13 protein-coding genes are annotated in these 16,521 nt (G+C 72.6%); 5 read left to right on the top strand and 8 right to left on the bottom strand.

The genetic code is table 11. The features are described from left to right. Positions 1–18: 18 nt before the first annotated feature. From ACFY9S_RS23220 to ACFY9S_RS23210, 3 genes are all read right to left on the bottom strand, one after another. A complete protein-coding gene (locus tag ACFY9S_RS23220) occupies positions 19–2,559 on the bottom strand; it encodes a polynucleotide kinase-phosphatase (RefSeq protein ID WP_391131540.1) in 2,541 nt (846 codons plus the stop codon). After that, the gene (locus tag ACFY9S_RS23215; protein ID WP_391131538.1) at positions 2,556–4,019 is read right to left on the bottom strand and encodes a 3' terminal RNA ribose 2'-O-methyltransferase Hen1; all 1,464 of its coding nucleotides are present in this window, start codon (positions 4,017–4,019) and stop codon (positions 2,556–2,558) included. Before ACFY9S_RS23215 ends, ACFY9S_RS23220 begins: the two co-directional genes overlap by 4 nt. Before the next feature lie 157 nt (positions 4,020–4,176). Then, positions 4,177–5,100, bottom strand: coding sequence for a TIGR03560 family F420-dependent LLM class oxidoreductase (locus ACFY9S_RS23210; protein ID WP_391131537.1), 924 nt, complete (start codon positions 5,098–5,100; stop codon positions 4,177–4,179). Positions 5,101–5,339: 239 nt separating this feature from the next. On the opposite strand from ACFY9S_RS23210, the gene ACFY9S_RS23205 reads away from it, so the two are divergent. Continuing rightward, positions 5,340–5,513 (top strand): hypothetical protein, encoded by a 174-nt coding sequence (locus ACFY9S_RS23205; protein ID WP_391131535.1) that lies wholly within the window; start codon positions 5,340–5,342, stop codon positions 5,511–5,513. 58 nt (positions 5,514–5,571) lie between these two features. On the opposite strand, the gene ACFY9S_RS23200 is transcribed toward ACFY9S_RS23205, so the two are convergent. The 4 genes from ACFY9S_RS23200 to ACFY9S_RS23185 form a co-directional block, all read right to left on the bottom strand. Next, positions 5,572–6,042, bottom strand: coding sequence for a DUF6099 family protein (locus tag ACFY9S_RS23200; protein ID WP_391131533.1), 471 nt, complete (start codon positions 6,040–6,042; stop codon positions 5,572–5,574). Between the two features lie 259 nt (positions 6,043–6,301). Then, complete coding sequence (locus ACFY9S_RS23195) at positions 6,302–6,625, bottom strand: MazG-like family protein (RefSeq protein ID WP_391131531.1); 324 nt, start codon at positions 6,623–6,625, stop codon at positions 6,302–6,304. Continuing rightward, positions 6,618–7,754 carry an ATP-binding protein gene (locus tag ACFY9S_RS23190; RefSeq protein ID WP_391131530.1) on the bottom strand — a complete coding sequence of 379 codons (1,137 nt, stop codon included), beginning with the start codon at positions 7,752–7,754 and terminating at the stop codon, positions 6,618–6,620. Before ACFY9S_RS23190 ends, ACFY9S_RS23195 begins: the two co-directional genes overlap by 8 nt. A gap of 85 nt (positions 7,755–7,839) precedes the next feature. Further along, entirely contained in the window at positions 7,840–8,235 is a 396-nt protein-coding gene (locus ACFY9S_RS23185) for a cell division protein SepF (RefSeq protein WP_391131528.1), read from the bottom strand. Between the two features lie 194 nt (positions 8,236–8,429). On the opposite strand from ACFY9S_RS23185, the gene ACFY9S_RS23180 reads away from it, so the two are divergent. Next, on the top strand, positions 8,430–12,452 hold the full coding sequence (locus tag ACFY9S_RS23180; protein ID WP_391131526.1) for a molybdopterin-dependent oxidoreductase: 4,023 nt from the start codon (positions 8,430–8,432) through the stop codon (positions 12,450–12,452). A gap of 281 nt (positions 12,453–12,733) precedes the next feature. Here ACFY9S_RS23180 and ACFY9S_RS23175 read toward each other — a convergent pair whose 3' ends face one another. Beyond that, positions 12,734–13,249 (bottom strand): YceI family protein, encoded by a 516-nt coding sequence (locus ACFY9S_RS23175; RefSeq protein ID WP_391131524.1) that lies wholly within the window; start codon positions 13,247–13,249, stop codon positions 12,734–12,736. Positions 13,250–13,364: 115 nt separating this feature from the next. On the opposite strand from ACFY9S_RS23175, the gene ACFY9S_RS23170 reads away from it, so the two are divergent. The 3 genes from ACFY9S_RS23170 (at position 13,365) to ACFY9S_RS23160 (ending at position 16,419) form a co-directional block, all read left to right on the top strand. Beyond that, the gene (locus ACFY9S_RS23170; RefSeq protein WP_391131522.1) at positions 13,365–13,868 is read left to right on the top strand and encodes a MarR family transcriptional regulator; all 504 of its coding nucleotides are present in this window, start codon (positions 13,365–13,367) and stop codon (positions 13,866–13,868) included. 188 nt (positions 13,869–14,056) lie between these two features. Continuing rightward, positions 14,057–15,400 carry a CNNM domain-containing protein gene (locus ACFY9S_RS23165; RefSeq protein ID WP_391131520.1) on the top strand — a complete coding sequence of 448 codons (1,344 nt, stop codon included), beginning with the start codon at positions 14,057–14,059 and terminating at the stop codon, positions 15,398–15,400. Next, positions 15,397–16,419 carry a CNNM domain-containing protein gene (locus tag ACFY9S_RS23160; protein ID WP_391131518.1) on the top strand — a complete coding sequence of 341 codons (1,023 nt, stop codon included), beginning with the start codon at positions 15,397–15,399 and terminating at the stop codon, positions 16,417–16,419. The genes ACFY9S_RS23165 and ACFY9S_RS23160 overlap by 4 nt, the downstream gene beginning before the upstream one ends. The last annotated feature ends 102 nt before the right edge of the window (positions 16,420–16,521 follow it).

The following is a 16,521-nucleotide window of genomic DNA, read 5'->3' as shown; positions in this document are numbered from 1 at the left end:
AATCGCACGGCCCTCGCCTCACAGCCTCGGGTCGACCGGCTCCGACTCCAGGGCCAGCACCCCGAACACCGCCTCGTGCACCCGCCACAGCGGCTCGCCCTCGGCCAGCCGGTCCAGGGCCTCCAGGCCCAGGGCGTACTCGCGGATCGCCAGGGACCGCTTGTGGTTGAGGAACCGCGAGCGCAGGCGGGCCAGGTTCTCCGGGCGCGTGTACTCCGGGCCGTAGATGATCCGCAGGTACTCGCGGCCGCGGCACTTGATGCCGGGCTGCACCAGGCGGCCCTGACCGTCGCGGACGACCGCGCCGACCGGCTTGACGACCATGCCCTCGCCGCCGCGGCCGGTCATCTCCAGCCACCAGTCGACGCCGGCCCGCACCGACTCGGGGTCGGCGGTGTCGACGTAGAGGCGGCGGGTGGTCTGGAGCAGGCCGCTGCCGTCGTGCTCGACGAGCCGGTCGAGCAGGGCGAGCTGCTCGTCGTGGGGCAGTCCGGTGAGGCTGCGTCCCTGGACCGCGAGGATCTGGAACGGTGCCAGGCGCACGCCGTCCAGGCCGTCCGTGGACCAGCAGTACCGGCGGTACGCCTCGGTGAACGCGGCGGCGTCGGTGGCGCGTTCACCCGTGCGGGACAGCAGGCCCGACACGTCCACGCCGCGCGCCGCCGCGCCCCGCAGGGCGGCCAGCGCCTTCGGCAGCACCGCGCCGGACGCGGCGCCCACGGCGGCGTACTGCGACCGCAGGAGCCCGGACGCCTTCAGCGACCAGGGCATCAGCTCGGCGTCCAGCAGCAGCCAGTCCGTCTCCAGACGGTCCCAGAGACCGGCCTCGCCGATCGCCGTGCGCACCCGGTCGAGGATCTCCTCCGTGAGGGCGGCGTCGTCGAGGAAGGGGCGCCCGGTGCGGGTGTAGAGGGACCCGGTGGGCCCGTCCACGCCGAAGCGCTTGCGAGCCGTTCCCGCGTCCCGGCACACCAGGGCCACCGCCCGCGAGCCCATGTGCTTCTCCTCGCACACGACCCGGGCGACGCCGTCGTCCTTGTACTGGGCGAACGCCTCCTCAGGGTGCTCCAGGTAGCCCTCGACGTGGCTCGTGGCCGTCGGGGCCATGGTCGGCGGGAGGTACGGCAGCAGCCGCGGGTCCACCGCGAAACGGCTCATGACCTCCAGGGCCGCCGCCGCGTTCTCCTCGCGGATCGAGACGCGGCCCTGGTACCGGGTCTCCACGACCCTGCGGCCCCGCACGTCCGCCAGGTCCAGCGGACGGCCGTCCTGACCGCCGGGTGCCTCGCTGCGCAGCGGCTTCGTCGGCTCGTACCAGACCTGCTCCGCCGGGACGTCGGCCAGTTCGCGCTCCGGCCAGCGCAGCGCGGTGAGCTTGCCGCCGAAGACCGCGCCGGTGTCCAGGCAGATGGTGTTGTTGAGCCAGGAGGCCTCCGGCACCGGGGTGTGGCCGTACACGACGGCGGCCCGGCCCCGGTAGTCCTCCGCCCACGGGTAGCGCACCGGCAGGCCGAACTCGTCGGTCTCCCCGGTCGTGTCGCCGTACAGGGCGTGGCTGCGGACGCGTCCGGAGGTGCGGCCGTGGTACTTCTCGGGCAGACCGGCGTGGCAGACGACGAGCCGGCCGCCGTCGAGGACGTAGTGGCTGACGAGGCCGTCGAGGAACTCCCGCACCTCGGCGAGGAACTCCTCGCTCTCGCCGGCCATCTGCTCGATGGTCTCGGCGAGGCCGTGGGTGTGCTGGACCTTGCGGCCGCGCAGGTAACGGCCGTACTTGTTCTCGTGGTTGCCGGGCACGCACAGGGCGTTGCCCGACTTCACCATCGCCATCACGCGGCGCAGCACGCCGGGGCTGTCCGGGCCGCGGTCGACCAGGTCGCCGACGAAGACGGCCGTACGGCCCTCCGGGTGGACCCCGTCGGCGTAGCCCAGCTTGCCGAGCAGTGCCTCCAGTTCGGCGGCGCAGCCGTGGATGTCGCCGATGATGTCGAACGGGCCGGTGAGGTGGGTGAGGTCGTTGAACCGCTTCTCGGTGACGACCGTGGCGCGCTCGACCTCCTCCACGCCGCGCAGGATGTGCACCTTGCGGAAGCCCTCGCGCTCCAGATGCCTGAGGGAACGGCGCAGTTCGCGGGTGTGGCGGTGGATGACCCGGCGGGGCATGTCCGCGCGGTCGGTGCGGGCCGCGTTGCGCTCGGCGCACACCTCCTCCGGCACGTCGAGCACGATGGCGATGGGCAGCACGTCGTACTGCTTGGCCAGGTCGATCAGCTGGCGGCGGGCGTCGGACTGCACGCTGGTCGCGTCCACGACCGTGCGGCGGCCGGCGGCCAGGCGCTTGCCCGCGACGTAGTGCAGGACGTCGAAGGCGTCCTTGGTGGCGCTCTGGTCGTTCTCGTCGTCCGAGACGAGGCCGCGGCAGAAGTCGGACGAGATGACCTCGGTGGGCTTGAAGTGCCTGCGGGCGAAGGTGGACTTGCCGGAGCCGGTGGCCCCGACCAGCACCACCAGGGACAGGTCGGTGACGGGCAGCACGCGCCCCTGCTGTACGTCGGTCATGCCGCCTTCGCCTCCTTCGGGTCGGTCTGGGTGAACACGGCCATCTGGGTGGGCGGTCCCACCTCGGGGTCGTCAGGACCCACGGGTTCGAACGCGACGCCGTAGCCGTGCCGTTCGGCCACCGTCTCGGCCCAGGCGCGGAACTGCGCACGGGTCCACTCGAAGCGGTGGTCGCCGTGCCGGACGTGGCCGGCCGGGAGGGATTCCCAGCGCACGTTGTACTCGACGTTGGGGGTGGTCACGAGGACCGTCCTCGGACGCGCCGAGCCGAACACCGCGTACTCCAGGGCCGGCAGCCGGGGCAGGTCGAGGTGCTCGACGACCTCGCTGAGCACGGCGGCGTCGTACCCCTTGAGCCGGACGTCGGTGTACGCGAGGGAGCCCTGGAAGAGCTGGACGCGGGAAGCCTGCCGCTCCCCCATACGGTCCAGCTTGAGCCGCCGGGAGGCGATGGTGAGGGCGCGCACCGACACGTCCACGCCCACGATCTCGGTGAAAGCCGGGTCCTTGAGCAGTGTCTGCACCAACTGGCCCTGGCCGCAGCCGAGATCGAGGACCCGGGCCGCCTTGGACCGCCGGAGCGCCGTGACGATCGCCTCGCGTCGCTGCATGGCCAGCGGGGTCGGCTTCTCCTCGGCCTCGGTCTCCGCCCCGACGGCGTTGTCGATCTCCTCGACCTCACTGTCGTCGGCCTCGGCGAGGCGCACCAACTCCAGGCGCTCGGTGGCCTGCCGGGTCAGCGACCAGCGGCGCGACAGGTAGCGGCTGGTGATCAGCCGCTGCTCCGGGTGGCCGGGCAGCCAGCCCTCACCCGCGCGCAGCAGCTTGTCGACCTCGTCGGGGGCGACCCAGTAGTGCTTGGCGTCGTCGAGGACGGGGAGCAGGACGTAGAGGTGACGCAGGGCCTCGGCGAGGGTGAGGGTGTCCGATTCCAGGACGAGGCTCACGTACCGCGAGTCGCCCCAGTCGGGGAACTCGGTGTCCAGCGGCACGGGCTCGACGGCGACGGTCCAGCCGAGCGGCTCGAAGAGCTTCCGTACGAGGTCGGGGCCGCCGCGAGCGGGCAGCGCGGGCACCTCGACGCGCAGCGGCCTGGCCTGACCGGGCAGTTCCGGCCGGGCGTTGCAGACGCCCCTCATCGCGCTGGAGAAGACACCGCTCAGCGCCACGGCGAGCAGGGAGGAGGCCGCGTAGGGGCGGTCGTTGACGTACTGCGCGAGTGCCGCGTCGGGGGCGCCGCCGCGGCCCTTGCCCTTGCCGCGCCTGACCAGTGCCACCGCGTCCACCTCCAGCAGCAGCGCCGCCGTGCAGCGCTGGGCCTCCGCCTCGGGGTAGAGGACGTGAGCCGTGCCGTAGGAGGTGGAGAACGCCTGCGCCTTGCCGGGATGCTTGTGCAGCAGGTAGCCGAGGTCGGTGGCGGGGCGTTCGGGAGTGCCGGTGGTCGTGATCGTCAGGAACATGCGGAGGGCCTCTCCGGCTGGGTGGACGCTGTCGGTGCCGTACGTGCGCGAGCCCCCGGGAAGGGTGTTCCCGGGGGCCCGGCAGGACGACGCCCACAGCTTCGCACACCTGTGCCCACCAGCGCCTTCGTTTATCGAGGGCGGTTCGGCGGGCCCGCTACGACAGCTGTGACTGCACCTGCGCGGAGATCAGTTCCAGGTGGTCGAGGTCGTCGAGGTCGAGGACCTGGAGGTAGATGCGGCGGGAGCCGATCTCGGCGTAGCGGCCGATCTTGTCGACGACCTCGGCCGGGGAGCCGGCCAGGCCGTTCAGCTTCAGCTCGTCCACCTCGCGGCCGATCGCGGCGGCCCGGCGGGCGATCTCCGCCTCGTCCCGGCCGACGCAGACGACGAGGGCGTTGGAGTACGTCAGCTCGTCGGCGCCGCGGCCCGCCTCCTCGGCGGCTGCGCGCACCCGGGCGAACTGGCGCTCGCTGTCCTCGACGGAGGCGAAGGGCATGTTGAACTCGTCGGCGTACCTGGCGGCCAGCCGCGGGGTGCGGGTGGGGCCGTGGCCGCCGACGAGCACGGGGATCTTCCGCTGCGCCGGCTTGGGCAGGGCGGGAGAGTCCACGAGGTCGTAGTAGGTGCCGTGGAAGTCGAAGGTCTTGCCGGGGTCCGTCGCCCACAGGCCGGTGACGATCTCCAGCTGCTCCTCGAGGCGGGCGAACTTCTCCTTGGGGAAGGGGATGCCGTAGGCCTTGTGCTCTTCTTCGAACCAGCCGGCTCCGAGGCCGAGTTCGACCCGTCCGCCGGACATCTGGTCGACCTGGGCGACCTGGATGGCGAGCACGCCGGGCAGCCGGAAGGTGCCGGCGGTCATCAGGGTGCCGAGCCGGATGCGCTTGGTCTCGCGGGCGAGTCCGGCCAGGGTGATCCAGGCGTCGGTGGGGCCGGGCAGCCCGTCGACGTTGCCCATGCGGAGGTAATGGTCGGAACGGAAGAAGGCGTCGAAGCCGAGGTCCTCGGTGGCTTTGGCGACGGTGAGCAGGGTGTCGTAGGTGGCCCCCTGCTGGGGCTCGGTGAAGATGCGAAGATCCATGCCTCCATCCTGCACCGCCTCGTCGGACGATCACGAGATCGGTCCCCCGTCCACGCCGGTCCCCGGTCGGGTGAAATTGCGTCAATACCGCAGCCGCCGCCCGGCCCGGCCAGTGACCGGCCCCGGTGGTGATCGTTGGCTCGGGCGGAGCCGGAGCCCCCGGCTTCCGCACCGGGGGTGGACCACCGGGGCGTCACCCGCGTCGGCCTCCCCGGGGGCCGGGGGCCGAGGAGGCCGTCATGTCCGAAGAGAGCGTGCCGCAGCAGGGCGGGAGCGGGCAGCCGAAAGGGCTGTTGCAGCAGATGGAGGAGCTGATGGCGGCGTTGAACGCGGACCTGTCAGCGCTGGACGCGGATCTTCAGGCGGCGGGGGACGCCGAGCGCGGGGCCGTCGAGGAGGGGCGGGCGGGGTAGATATTCGCACCGTCCCGCCCACCCCCACCCTCCTTGCCCGCACGCCCACCGGGTCTCCCTACCCCGCCTCCCTCTCCGGCAGGGTCTCCTCCCGGTCCGCGAGTCTGCGGAGCATTTCCAGGACGCGGTCGCGGGACTCGTCCGCCGCGTCGATGGCCTCCATGCACTGCCAGTACGTGCCCTCGTCGTCGGCGGAGCTGGCCAGGGCGACGAGGGCGATGCCGACCTCGCCGAGGAGACCGCCGAGGTACATGAGGGTGTGGCGGGCGTCGCCCAACTCGGTCAGCTGGCCCGCCCGCAGCTCACCGGGGGCCAGTTCCGGCGGGTCGAGGACGCCGCAGCCCCGGCCCGCCAGCTCCGTCAATCCCAGTGCCTCGCCGCGCAGTTCGGGCGGTCCGGCGACCGCGAGGCGGCTGCCTATGGCTTGCGCGAGGGCCTGCGCCTGCCACACCTCGGCCAGGGTCTCCCGCGCGCCGCCGCCCGCCGCCAGGGACCGCCTGCTCGTCACGATGAGCCGCACCGCGTCCATGCGCTGCCCCCGTCTTGTCCGACGCGCTGCGCGCGTCCGTCTGCCGCACTCCCTTGTTCACTACCCAGAGTGAATGGGTGTGAGACGAAAAGCCAGAGGAAGGCGGAAAATTGCGGACAACGATTGGGATTCGAGCCGTGATTTGACTACGCAACGTACAAGCGGACTTCTCCCCTCCAGGCGTCCCCTCCAGGCGTCCCCTCCAGGCATCCGCTCGAGGTATCCCCAGGCGTCCGCTCCAGGCGGTGGGACGGTGCCGCTAGATCGGGAACCTCCGCTCGTTCCGGTCGATCTTCGCGTCCAGCGCCGCCAGCGGATCGATGCCGAGCACGTCGCACAGCTGGAGCAGGTACGCGAGCACGTCGGCGACCTCGTCGGTGACGCGGTGCGCGGTGTCCGGGTCGGCCATCACCCGGGCCGACTCCTCGGGGGTCAGCCACTGGAAGATCTCGACCAGTTCGGATGCCTCCACGCTGAGGGCGGCGGCCAGGTTCTTGGGGGTGTGGTACTGCTGCCAGTTCCGCACGGCCGCGAAATCGGCCAGCCGACGTTGCAGTCCGGCCACGTCCAGGGGATCAGTCACGGTCCAGGTGTACCACCGTGGCTCCCTCCGTCCCGGCGGCCCAGGAGCCGTCGCTGACCGCGCCGACCAGCCGGATGTGCCCCCGCTCGCACATCCGGGCCGCCAGCCGCAGCAGTTCCAGCCGCTGCCGTCCGTCCAGGCCCCGGTCGAAACCGTCGGCGAGGACCGTGAGCGTCTGGAGCGCTGCGGGCACCTCGCCGGCCGGGTCGACCTCCAGCACGCCTGGTCCGGTGAGCAGCACCAACGCGAGTGCCACGTAGCGCAGTTCGCCGTCACCGAGCCGTCGCAGGTCTGTGCGGACGCCGTCACCCCGGTCGAGGGCGGCGCGGATCGTCCCCGTAGCCCCCTCCGACCGGGCGAGCACGTCCGCCACCGGCCCCGCGCAGCCCGCCCGCACCGCCGCCACGAACTGCGCGTGCCGCCGCCCGCACTCGGCGCGGGTACGCCACAGCACGTCGGCGAGGTTGGCGCAGCCGCCCAGCAGACGGCCGGGGCCGGCCGTCACCGGGCCGCGCATGCGGGCGGGTTCGGGGTCGCAGGCGAAGGCGGAGCGCAGGGCGACGACCATCTGCTCGGCGGCTGCCAGCACCCTGCGCTGCCCGGGTGTCCGGCCGGCCACGCGCAGCGGCAGCAGGGCGGTGCCGAGCCGGTCGTCCGGGAGCGGGCCGCGGGTCACCGGCGTCGGCCCGGCCGTGTGCCAGGCGGCCTGCACGGCGCGCTTGCCCGGGTCGCGCAGGGCGGTCTCCAGGAGGACCTGCCCGTCGACCGTCAACCGCTCGCCCACGACGCGCAGTTCGGGCTCGGCCTGCACGGCCACGTCGAGGCGGACCGGGCCAGCGGGGCCGTCGGCCGTGCAGCCGATGCGGAACCCCCGGCGGCGCTGGGCGTCGGGCCGGGCCCGTTCCGGGACGCAGGCGGTGGGGTCGGGGAACGCCTCGCCGAGCTCGGCGCCGCCCCCGAGCCGGGCGAGGGCCTCGTACGCCCGCAGCGCGCTGGTCTTGCCGCAGCCGCTGGGTCCGGCGAGGAGGGTGAGGGGCCCGAGCGGGAACGCGGCGCGGCGGTGGGTGGTGAAGGCGGCCAGGCGCAGTTCGGTGACGCGGGGGCGGTCGGGGAGGGCGGGCTGGGTCATGTCCGGACGGTAGGGCCCCGTCGGCAGGACGAACCGTTCCGTCGCCGGGGCTTCCTACGATCGAGCTACGGTCACACACCCACGGTCACAACCCGGGCAGCCCCGCTCCCTCCATCAGCCCCGTCACCTCGGTCCCCGCCGGCGTCAGCAGGAAGACGTTGCGGTCCACCCGGTGCATCCCGCTCGCCAGGCCGAAGACCACGCCCGTGCTGAAGTCGAGGACCCGCTTCGCGACGTCGCTCTCCGCGCCGGTGAGGTCGAGGAGGACGGGGACGCCCGCCATCAGCCGCTCGGCGACGTCACGGGCGTCGGCGAAGACGTTGACGCGCAGGACGACGAAACGGCGTCGGGTCTCCGTCTCGGCCTCGGGTATGGACCGGTGGCCGACGGAGGACGGCCAGGCGTCCCGGCCTCGCAGCGGCACGACCTGGGCGAGCCCCTCCCACTGTTCGTCGGTGACATCGTGGCTGTTCACCGGCATGCTCCGTCCTGGCTCGCACTCGCTGTCTGCATCGGGCAATTCTTGCGCAGAGTCACCCGTTCGGCCCAACAGCGACACGCTCCGCGACCTCAATGCACCTCACATCGGCCGGAAGGCGGCTGTGTGACGGGCGTAACTGCTCGTGATCAAGTGATGTGACACCTGCGTAACGGGAGGTTCGTACCGTCGACGGCATGACCACGACCCCCCGGCCGCAGCAGGAGACGCAGCGGGTTCGCACCGTCTGCTCGTACTGCGGTGTGGGCTGCGGCCTGGTGCTGGATGTCGGGACGGGTCCGGACGGGCGGCGCACGGTCCTGAAGGCGTCGGGTGACAAGGCTCACCCCGCTAACGCGGGCCGGCTGTGCACCAAGGGCGCGACCACCGCCGACATGCTCGCCGCGCCCGGGCGGCTGACCGGCGCACTCGTGCGGGGCGGCCGGGGCGAGGAGGCCCTCCCGGCGCCCGTGGCCGACGCGATCGCCGAGACCGCCGCGCGGCTGCGGGCGATCGTCGACGAGCACGGGCCGGACGCGGTCGCCTTCTACGTCTCCGGGCAGATGAGCCTGGAGGCACAGTACCTGGCGAACAAGCTGGCCAAGGGGTTCGTCGGGACGAACCGGATCGAGTCGAACTCACGGTTGTGCATGGCGAGCGCGGGCACCGGCTACAAGCTGTCGCTGGGCGCGGACGGGCCGCCCGGGTCGTACGAGGACTTCGACCGGGCGGACGCCTTCCTCGTCATCGGGTCGAACATGGCCGACTGCCATCCGATCCTGTTCCTCCGGATGATGGAGCGGGTCAAGGCGGGCGCCAAGCTGATCGTCGTCGACCCGAGGCGGACCGCGACCGCCGCGAAGGCCGACCTGTTCCTCCAGGTCAGGCCCGGTACCGACCTCGCGTTGCTGAACGGCCTGCTGCACCTGCTGCTGGAGAACGGGCACACGGACCCGGAGTTCGTCGCGGACCACACCGAGGGCTGGGAGGAACTGCCCGGGTTCCTCGCCGAGTACCACCCGGCCGCCGTCGCCGAGATCACCGGCCTCGACGAGGGCGGCCTGCGCGAGGCGGCCCGGATCATCGGCGCGGCCGGGAAGCGGTGGATGAGCTGCTGGACCATGGGGCTCAACCAGTCCACCCACGGCACCTGGAACACCAACGCCCTGATCAATCTGCATCTGGCGACGGGAGCGATCTGCCGTCCGGGTGCCGGGCCGTTCTCCCTGACCGGGCAGCCCAACGCCATGGGCGGGCGCGAGATGGGCTACATGGGGCCGGGGCTGCCGGGGCAGCGGTCGGTGCTCGTCGCGCAGGAGAGGGCCTTCACCGAGGATGTGTGGGAGCTGCCGCCCGGGACGCTGCGGGCCGACGGGGCCGGGCAGGGCACGGTCGACATGTTCCGGCAGATGGCCGACGGGGAGATCAAGGCCTGCTGGATCGTCTGCACCAACCCGGTCGCCTCGGTCGCCAATCGCCGCACCGTCATCGAAGGTCTTGAGGCCGCCGAGTTCGTCGTGACCCAGGACGTGTTCACGGACACCGAGACGAACGCGTACGCCGATGTCGTCCTGCCGGGCGCGATGTGGACCGAGGCCGAGGGCGTCTTCGTCAACAGCGAGCGCAGTCTCACGCTGACCCGGCCGGCCGCGGACCCGCCCGGGGAGGCGATGGCCGACTGGCGGATCATCGCGGAGGTGGCCTGCGCGATGGGCTACGAGAAGGGGTTCTCGTACGACAGCGCCGAGCAGGTCTTCGAGGAGATCCGGCGGTTCTGGAACCCGAAGACCGGGTGGGACCTGCGCGGGGTGTCCTACGAGCGGCTGCGCGAGACGCCCGTGCAGTGGCCGGCCGCGCGGGAGGACGGGCCGGAGCGCAATCCGATCCGGTACGTGGACGACGAGGGGCTGCGTTTTCCGACGGCTTCCGGGCGGGCCGTCTTCTTCGCGCGGCCGCATCTGCCCGCCGCCGAGATGCCGGACGACGACTATCCGTTCGTGCTCAACACCGGGCGGGTGCAGCACCAGTGGCACACGCTCACCAAGACCGGGAAGGTCGCCAAGCTCACCAAGCTGAATCCCGGGCCGTTCGTCGAGCTCCACCCCGCGGACGCCTCGGCGCTCGGGGTCGCCGACGGCGATCTCGTGGACGTCTCCTCGCGGCGCGGGCGGGCCGTGCTGCCGGCGGTCGTGACGGACCGGGTGCGGTCCGGGTGCTGCTTCGCGCCGTTCCACTGGAACGACCTGTTCGGCGAGTACCTGAGCATCAACGCGGTGACGAGCGACGCGGTGGATCCGCTGTCGTTCCAGCCTGAGTTCAAGGTGTGTGCGGTGTCGCTGGCGAAGACGGCGGCACCCGCACCGGAGGCGGCCCCGGCCCTGACGCCCACGGCCGTGACGCCGGGCGGCGCGAACCCCTTCGGCCTCGAACCCTCCCCTCCCCCGGTGCTCTCCGCCCAGGAGCGCCGGTACCTCACCGGTTTCCTCGCCGGGCTCGGCTCGGGTGCCCCCGGTGTGCCGGTTCTGCCGCCCGACGCGCCCTTCTCCCCCGAGCACGCGCTGTGGGTGAACGGGGTCCTCGCCGGCATGTACTCACGGACCGGGGCGGCCGTGCCGCAGGAGCGGTCCGGACGGGAGGTCGTCGTGCTCTGGGCCTCGCAGACCGGGAACGCGGAGGAGTTCGCCGGCGCCACCGCCGAACGGCTGACCTCGACGGGGCACCGTACGACCCTCGTCGGCATGGACGACGCCGATGTCGGGGCGCTCGCCCGCACCGCGGACCTGCTGTTCATCACCAGCACCTTCGGGGACGGCGACGCACCCGACAACGGCTCCGGCTTCTGGGACGCGCTCCGCGGCGAGCGGGCCCCTCGGCTGGACGGGGTGCGGTACGCCGTGCTGGCCTTCGGCGACTCCTCCTACGACGACTTCTGCGGGTACGGGCGGCGGCTGGACGCGCGCCTCGACGAGCTGGGCGGGGTGCGGCTGGCCCCGCGTACGGACTGCGAGCCGGACTTCGAGCCGTCCGCCGGGGAGTGGCTCGACCAGGTGCTGTCGGCGCTGGGCGAGAGGACTGCCGCGCCGGCCGGGAAGCCCGGGACGAGGTCCAAGCCCGTCACCACCGCCCGGCTGGTCGGCAACCGGCTGCTCAGCGGGGCGGGTGCGGGCAAGGAGGTCCGGCGGTTCACCTTCGACACGAGCGGGACGGACCTGGCGTACGAGGCCGGCGACGCGCTCGGTGTGCGGCCGGTCAACGCGCCCGCCCTCGTGGAAGAGTGGCTGGCGGTGACCGGGGTGGACGCCGGATCGGCCGTGGTCGTCGACGGTGTCGGTGAGGTGCCGTTCGGCGAGGCCCTGCACCGGCATCTCGACATCACCCGGATCACCCCCGACCTGCTCCGCTTCGTCGCCGAACGCGCCCGGGACAAGCACGAGTTGCGCAGACTGCTGCGGCCGGACAACAAGGACGGACTGGCCCGGTGGAGCTGGGGGCGGCAGGCCGTGGACGTGCTCGCCGAGTACGCGGTACGGGCGGGCGCCGAGGAGTGGGCCGGGGTGCTGCGCAGGCTCCAGCCACGGCTGTACTCCATATCGTCCAGCCCGCTGGCCGATCCCCACCGGGTGTCGCTGACGGTGTCCGTGGTGCGGTACGAGAACCTGCACGGCCGGGCGCGCGGCGGGGTCTGCTCGCCGTACCTCGCGGACGCCCGACCGGACACGGAGGTGCCGGTGTTCGTGCAGCGCTCACCGCACTTCCGGCCCCCGGCCGACGCGTCGACGCCGATGGTCATGGTCGGCCCGGGCACCGGAGTGGCGCCCTTCGTGGGCTTCCTCCAGGAGCGGCGGGCGCTCGGCCACCGCGCCCCCAACTGGCTGTTCTTCGGTGAGCAGCACCGGGCGACGGACTTCTACTACGAGGACGAACTGACGGCGCTGCGCGACGAGGGCACCCTCACGCGGCTGGACACCGCCTTCTCCCGGGACCAGCGCAACAAGGTGTATGTGCAGGACCGGATGCGCGAGCACGGGCCGGAGCTGTGGCACTGGCTGCGCGACGGGGCCCGCTTCTACGTCTGCGGCGACGCCTCCCGGATGGCGAAGGACGTGGACCGGGCGCTACGGGACATCACGATGACGCACGGTGGACTGGGCGAGGCGGAGGCCGCCGCGTATCTGAAGCAACTCGCGGCGGACAAACGGTACGTGCGGGACGTGTACTGACCGGAGGGGTCGGCGGGCCAGCGGGGGCGGAAGGCCAGCAGGGCCGGAGAGTCCGGAGGGGATCCCTTGTCCGGGTCATGCGGTAATCCCGCGCACGGCACCGCCCGCTACGAAGTCCGGCCGCCCGCGGGCCGCTCACGCTGCCCCGGCCGGGCGTCCGGGTCCGCCTGCGCGCGTTCACGGCGTCGCCGCAAGACCCTGGCGAGCACGGATGTACAGGAAGCCGTGCTCGGCCGGGCGGACTGACGGCGGCGTCAGGCCGAGGCCGCCCGACGGCGGCATCAGGCCGCGGCCCGGGTGAAGCGCAGGGTGGCCACGACCGTGGCCTGGCCGCGGATCATGCCCAGCTGGTTCCAGCTCATGCCGAACTGCTCGCGGTCCACGGTGAACTCGGTGTCCAGGGTGAGGCTCCCGGCGTCCTGGTCCGTCACGCGGGCGTCCAGGGCCAGCGGCCTGCTGATGCCGCGCACGGTGAGCTGGCCGTTGACGTGCGCCCGGTTCCCGTCACGGAGTTCGGCGCTGCGGGCCGCGAAGGTGATCTCGGGGTGGTGGTCGGCGTCGAAGAACTGCTCCGACCTCAGGTGGGTGTCGCGCTTGGCGTGCCCGGTGTCCAGGGAGGCGACGTCGAAGGTCAGGGTGCCGACGGCGGACCCGTCGGACCGGACCTCGCCCTCGCCGCTGACGACGCCGAACGCGCCCTTCACGGTGACCAGGCCCCACATGGTCTTGTGCCGGATGCCGACGGTCGATGCGGTCGCGTCGAGCTGCCACTGTCCGGTTTCCACGGCGACGGTCATGATGGTTCCCCCTGCGATGTCGTTCAAATTTGGATGACTGGCAGGGACGCTAGCAGTTAATTCAATCTTGGACGACCGACTGCTCCAAATTTGGACGACAGGTAGAATCGGCACCATGGCCGCCCCCGGGGAGCACCCCACCGACCTGCCCGAATGCCCGTCCCTCGGCGGTGGCGGGCTGCTGCCCGCCGAACTGCGCGCCTGGATGCTGCTGCTGGCCGCGACAGGAGCCGTGGAGCAGCGGCTGCGCACGGTCGTGAAGGAGAAGCTGGACATCTCGCACGACGAGTTCCTGGTCCTGTGCCTGCTCGCGGAGCAGCCCGAGGGCGGCCTGCGCATGACACGTGTCGCGGAGCTCCTGGGCCGCCCCAAGACCCGCCTGACCTACCAGATCGCCTGCCTCCAGCACGCCGGCCTCGTCACCCGCAGGTCGGTCCGCGGTGACAAGCGGGGCGTCGAGGTCGCCCTCACGGACAAGGCGCGGCTTCTGCTCCAGGAAGCCTCCGCCCCGCTCGCCGAGACGGTCACCGAGTCCCTGGCCCGCTTCATGGGCCCGGACCAGTGCGCGGCGATGCGCGGGCTGGTGCCGGATCTCGAGGAGGAGTCCCGCCCGGAGTAGCGGGGCGGCTTTCTCTACACGGTCGTAGAATCCGGGAACACCGGCGCGACGGAACGCGTTGTACCGGAGACACACAACCTCTGAAGGAGCACGTTCTTGTCCGCCAGACCGACGGACCCTCCGGGGCACAGTCCCCGACCATCCCGCCACGGCACCAGTGATCGCGGCACACGGCGGGGTGGTGTTCGGTGAGTGCCGCCGAGGCCCTGCTGGGCCTGCTCGCCGTGTTCGTGCTGACCGCCGGCACCGGCTACTTCGTCGCCCAGGAGTTCGCCTACGTCTCCGCCGACCGGCTCACCCTCGCGCGTGAGGCCGAGGCCGGGGACCGCAGGGCGGCCCGCGCCCTCACGGTGCTGGAGCGGCTGTCGTTCATGCTGTCCGGCGCGCAGCTGGGCATCACCGTCACCGGTCTGGTGGTCGGCTTCATCGCCGAACCGTCGGTGTCCGCCCTGCTCAGGCCCGTCCTGTCGGGGCTCGGCCTGCCGGACGCGGCCGTCGGCGGCATCGCCGTCGTACTCGCCTTCACCCTGGCCACGGTCGTGCAGATGGTCCTGGGCGAACTCGCCCCGAAGAACCTCGCTATCGCCGTGCCCGAGCGGCTGGCGAAGGCGCTGGCACCGTCCACCCTGGCGTATCTGAAGGTCGTCGGACCTGTCGTACGGGTCTTCGACCGCGCGGCCGACCGGCTGCTGCGCAAGGCCGGGATCGAGCCCGTCGAGGAACTGCACCACGGCGCCACGCTGGAGGAGCTGGGCCATCTGATCGGCGAGTCCCACGAGCAGGGCGAGCTGCCCGAGGACACCGCCGCGCTGCTGGACCACGCGCTGGAGTTCTCCGAGCGCTCCCTCGACGAGGTGATGGTGCCGCGCGCGGACGCCGTGTTCGTGCGCAAGGACGCCGGCGCCGAGGAGGCGGTCGGTCTGATCGCCCGGCACGGCCACTCCAACTACCCGGTGCTCGGGGACCACCCGGACGACATCGTGGGTGTGCTGGGCGTGCGCGAGCTGATGGCACTGCCCGCCGCCCGCATGGCCGGTGCGCGGGCCGGCGAGGTGGCGCGGCGGCCCCTGCTGCTGCCGGACACCCTCACGCTGCCCGACGCGGTGACGCGGATGCGGGAGCAGGACGACGAGTTCGCGGTCGTCCTGGACGAGCACGGCGGCGTGGCGGGCGTCGTCACCTACGAGGACATCGCCGAGGAGCTGGTCGGTGACATCGCCGACGAGTCCGACAAGGTCACCCTGCTCGCCGTCGCGGACGGCGACGGCTGGCTGGTGGACGCCGGCCGCCGGGTGGACGAGGTGGCCGAGGCGACCGGTGTCCGGCTGCCGGAGGACGACGACTACGACACCGTGGCCGGTTTGGTCGTGGACCGGCTCGGCCGCTTCCCGACGGTCGGCGACCGCGTCACGGTCGGGCTGCCCGGGGGCGGCCGGGCCGTGATCGACGTGCGCACGCTGGACCGGCACGTGGCCGACCGGGTCCGGATCAGCCCGCTCGTGGAGGCCGCGGAAGCCGAGGAGATGGCGTGAGTTTCCCCATGGCGGTCTTCGTGACCGTGCTGCTGCTGATCGGCAGCGGCTTCTTCGTCGCGGCCGAGTTCGCTCTTGTGGCCGCCAAACGGCACCGGATGGAGAAGGCTGCGGCCGACGGGCGGCGCGGCGCCGGCGCGGCCCTGGCCGGCATGCGCGAGCTGTCGCTGATGCTGGCCGGCGCCCAGCTGGGCATCACCGTGTGCACGCTGGGCCTGGGCTCGGTGTCGAAACCCGCGATCTCGCACGAACTCGACCCGCTGCTGCACACGCTGGGCCTGCCCAGTGCCGTCAGCTACGGCGTGGCCTTCGCCGTGGCGATGGTCGTGGTGGTGTTCCTGCACATGGTGGTCGGCGAGATGGCGCCCAAGTCCTGGGCCATCGCCCACCCCGAGCGTTCGGCGATGCTGCTGTCGCCGGCCTTCCGGGCCGTGGTGCGGGCCGTGCGTCCGCTGATCCGGCTGCTCGACTCGGTGAGCAACGCGCTGGTGCGGCTGTGCCGGGTGGCCCCGCGCGGCGAGCTGGCCTCGGTGCACAACCGGGAGCAGCTGACGCACCTGGTGGAGGAGTCCGAGCGGCTGGGTCTGATCAGCGCGACCGATTCGGAGTTGCTGACCCGTTCACTGACCGAGCCGGATACACCGGTCGCCGCGCTGCGGATCCCGGCCTCCGAGATCACCTGGGCCGAGGGTGGCGCGGACGTCGAGGCGCTGCTGCGCTTCGCCGCGGAGCACGACCGCACCCGGCTGCTGGTCCGGGAGAACGGCGCCGTCCTCGGCTCGGTGCACGCCCGGGACGCCCTGGTGGCGCGGGCCCGGGGGCGGGCCACGACCGCGCGGGACCTCGCCCGGCCGGTGCCCGAGCTGGCGGAGACCGCCACGGTCGCCGAGGCGATCGAGGTGCTGCGCCGCCGCCGGTCGTCGCTGGCCGTGGTCCGGGACGGCTCCGGCCGGCTCACCGGCCTGGTCATCCTGGACGACCTGCTGGCCCGTCTGATGCAGCCGGCCGCGGCGCCCTGACGGGGACGGGGCCCGAACCTCCAGGACATCTGCACACCGGGGGCCGGGAGGCGGAGCGCCGCCCGGCCCGCCGACGGGTCCCTTCCCCGGCAGGGGAGCTTG

Source organism: Streptomyces sp. NPDC012474 (assembly GCF_042955185.1).
Lineage (GTDB): Bacteria > Actinomycetota > Actinomycetes > Streptomycetales > Streptomycetaceae > Streptomyces > Streptomyces cahuitamycinicus.
The sequence above is the reverse complement of the archived record's forward strand: the minus strand, read 5'-3'. Positions and strand labels throughout refer to the sequence as shown.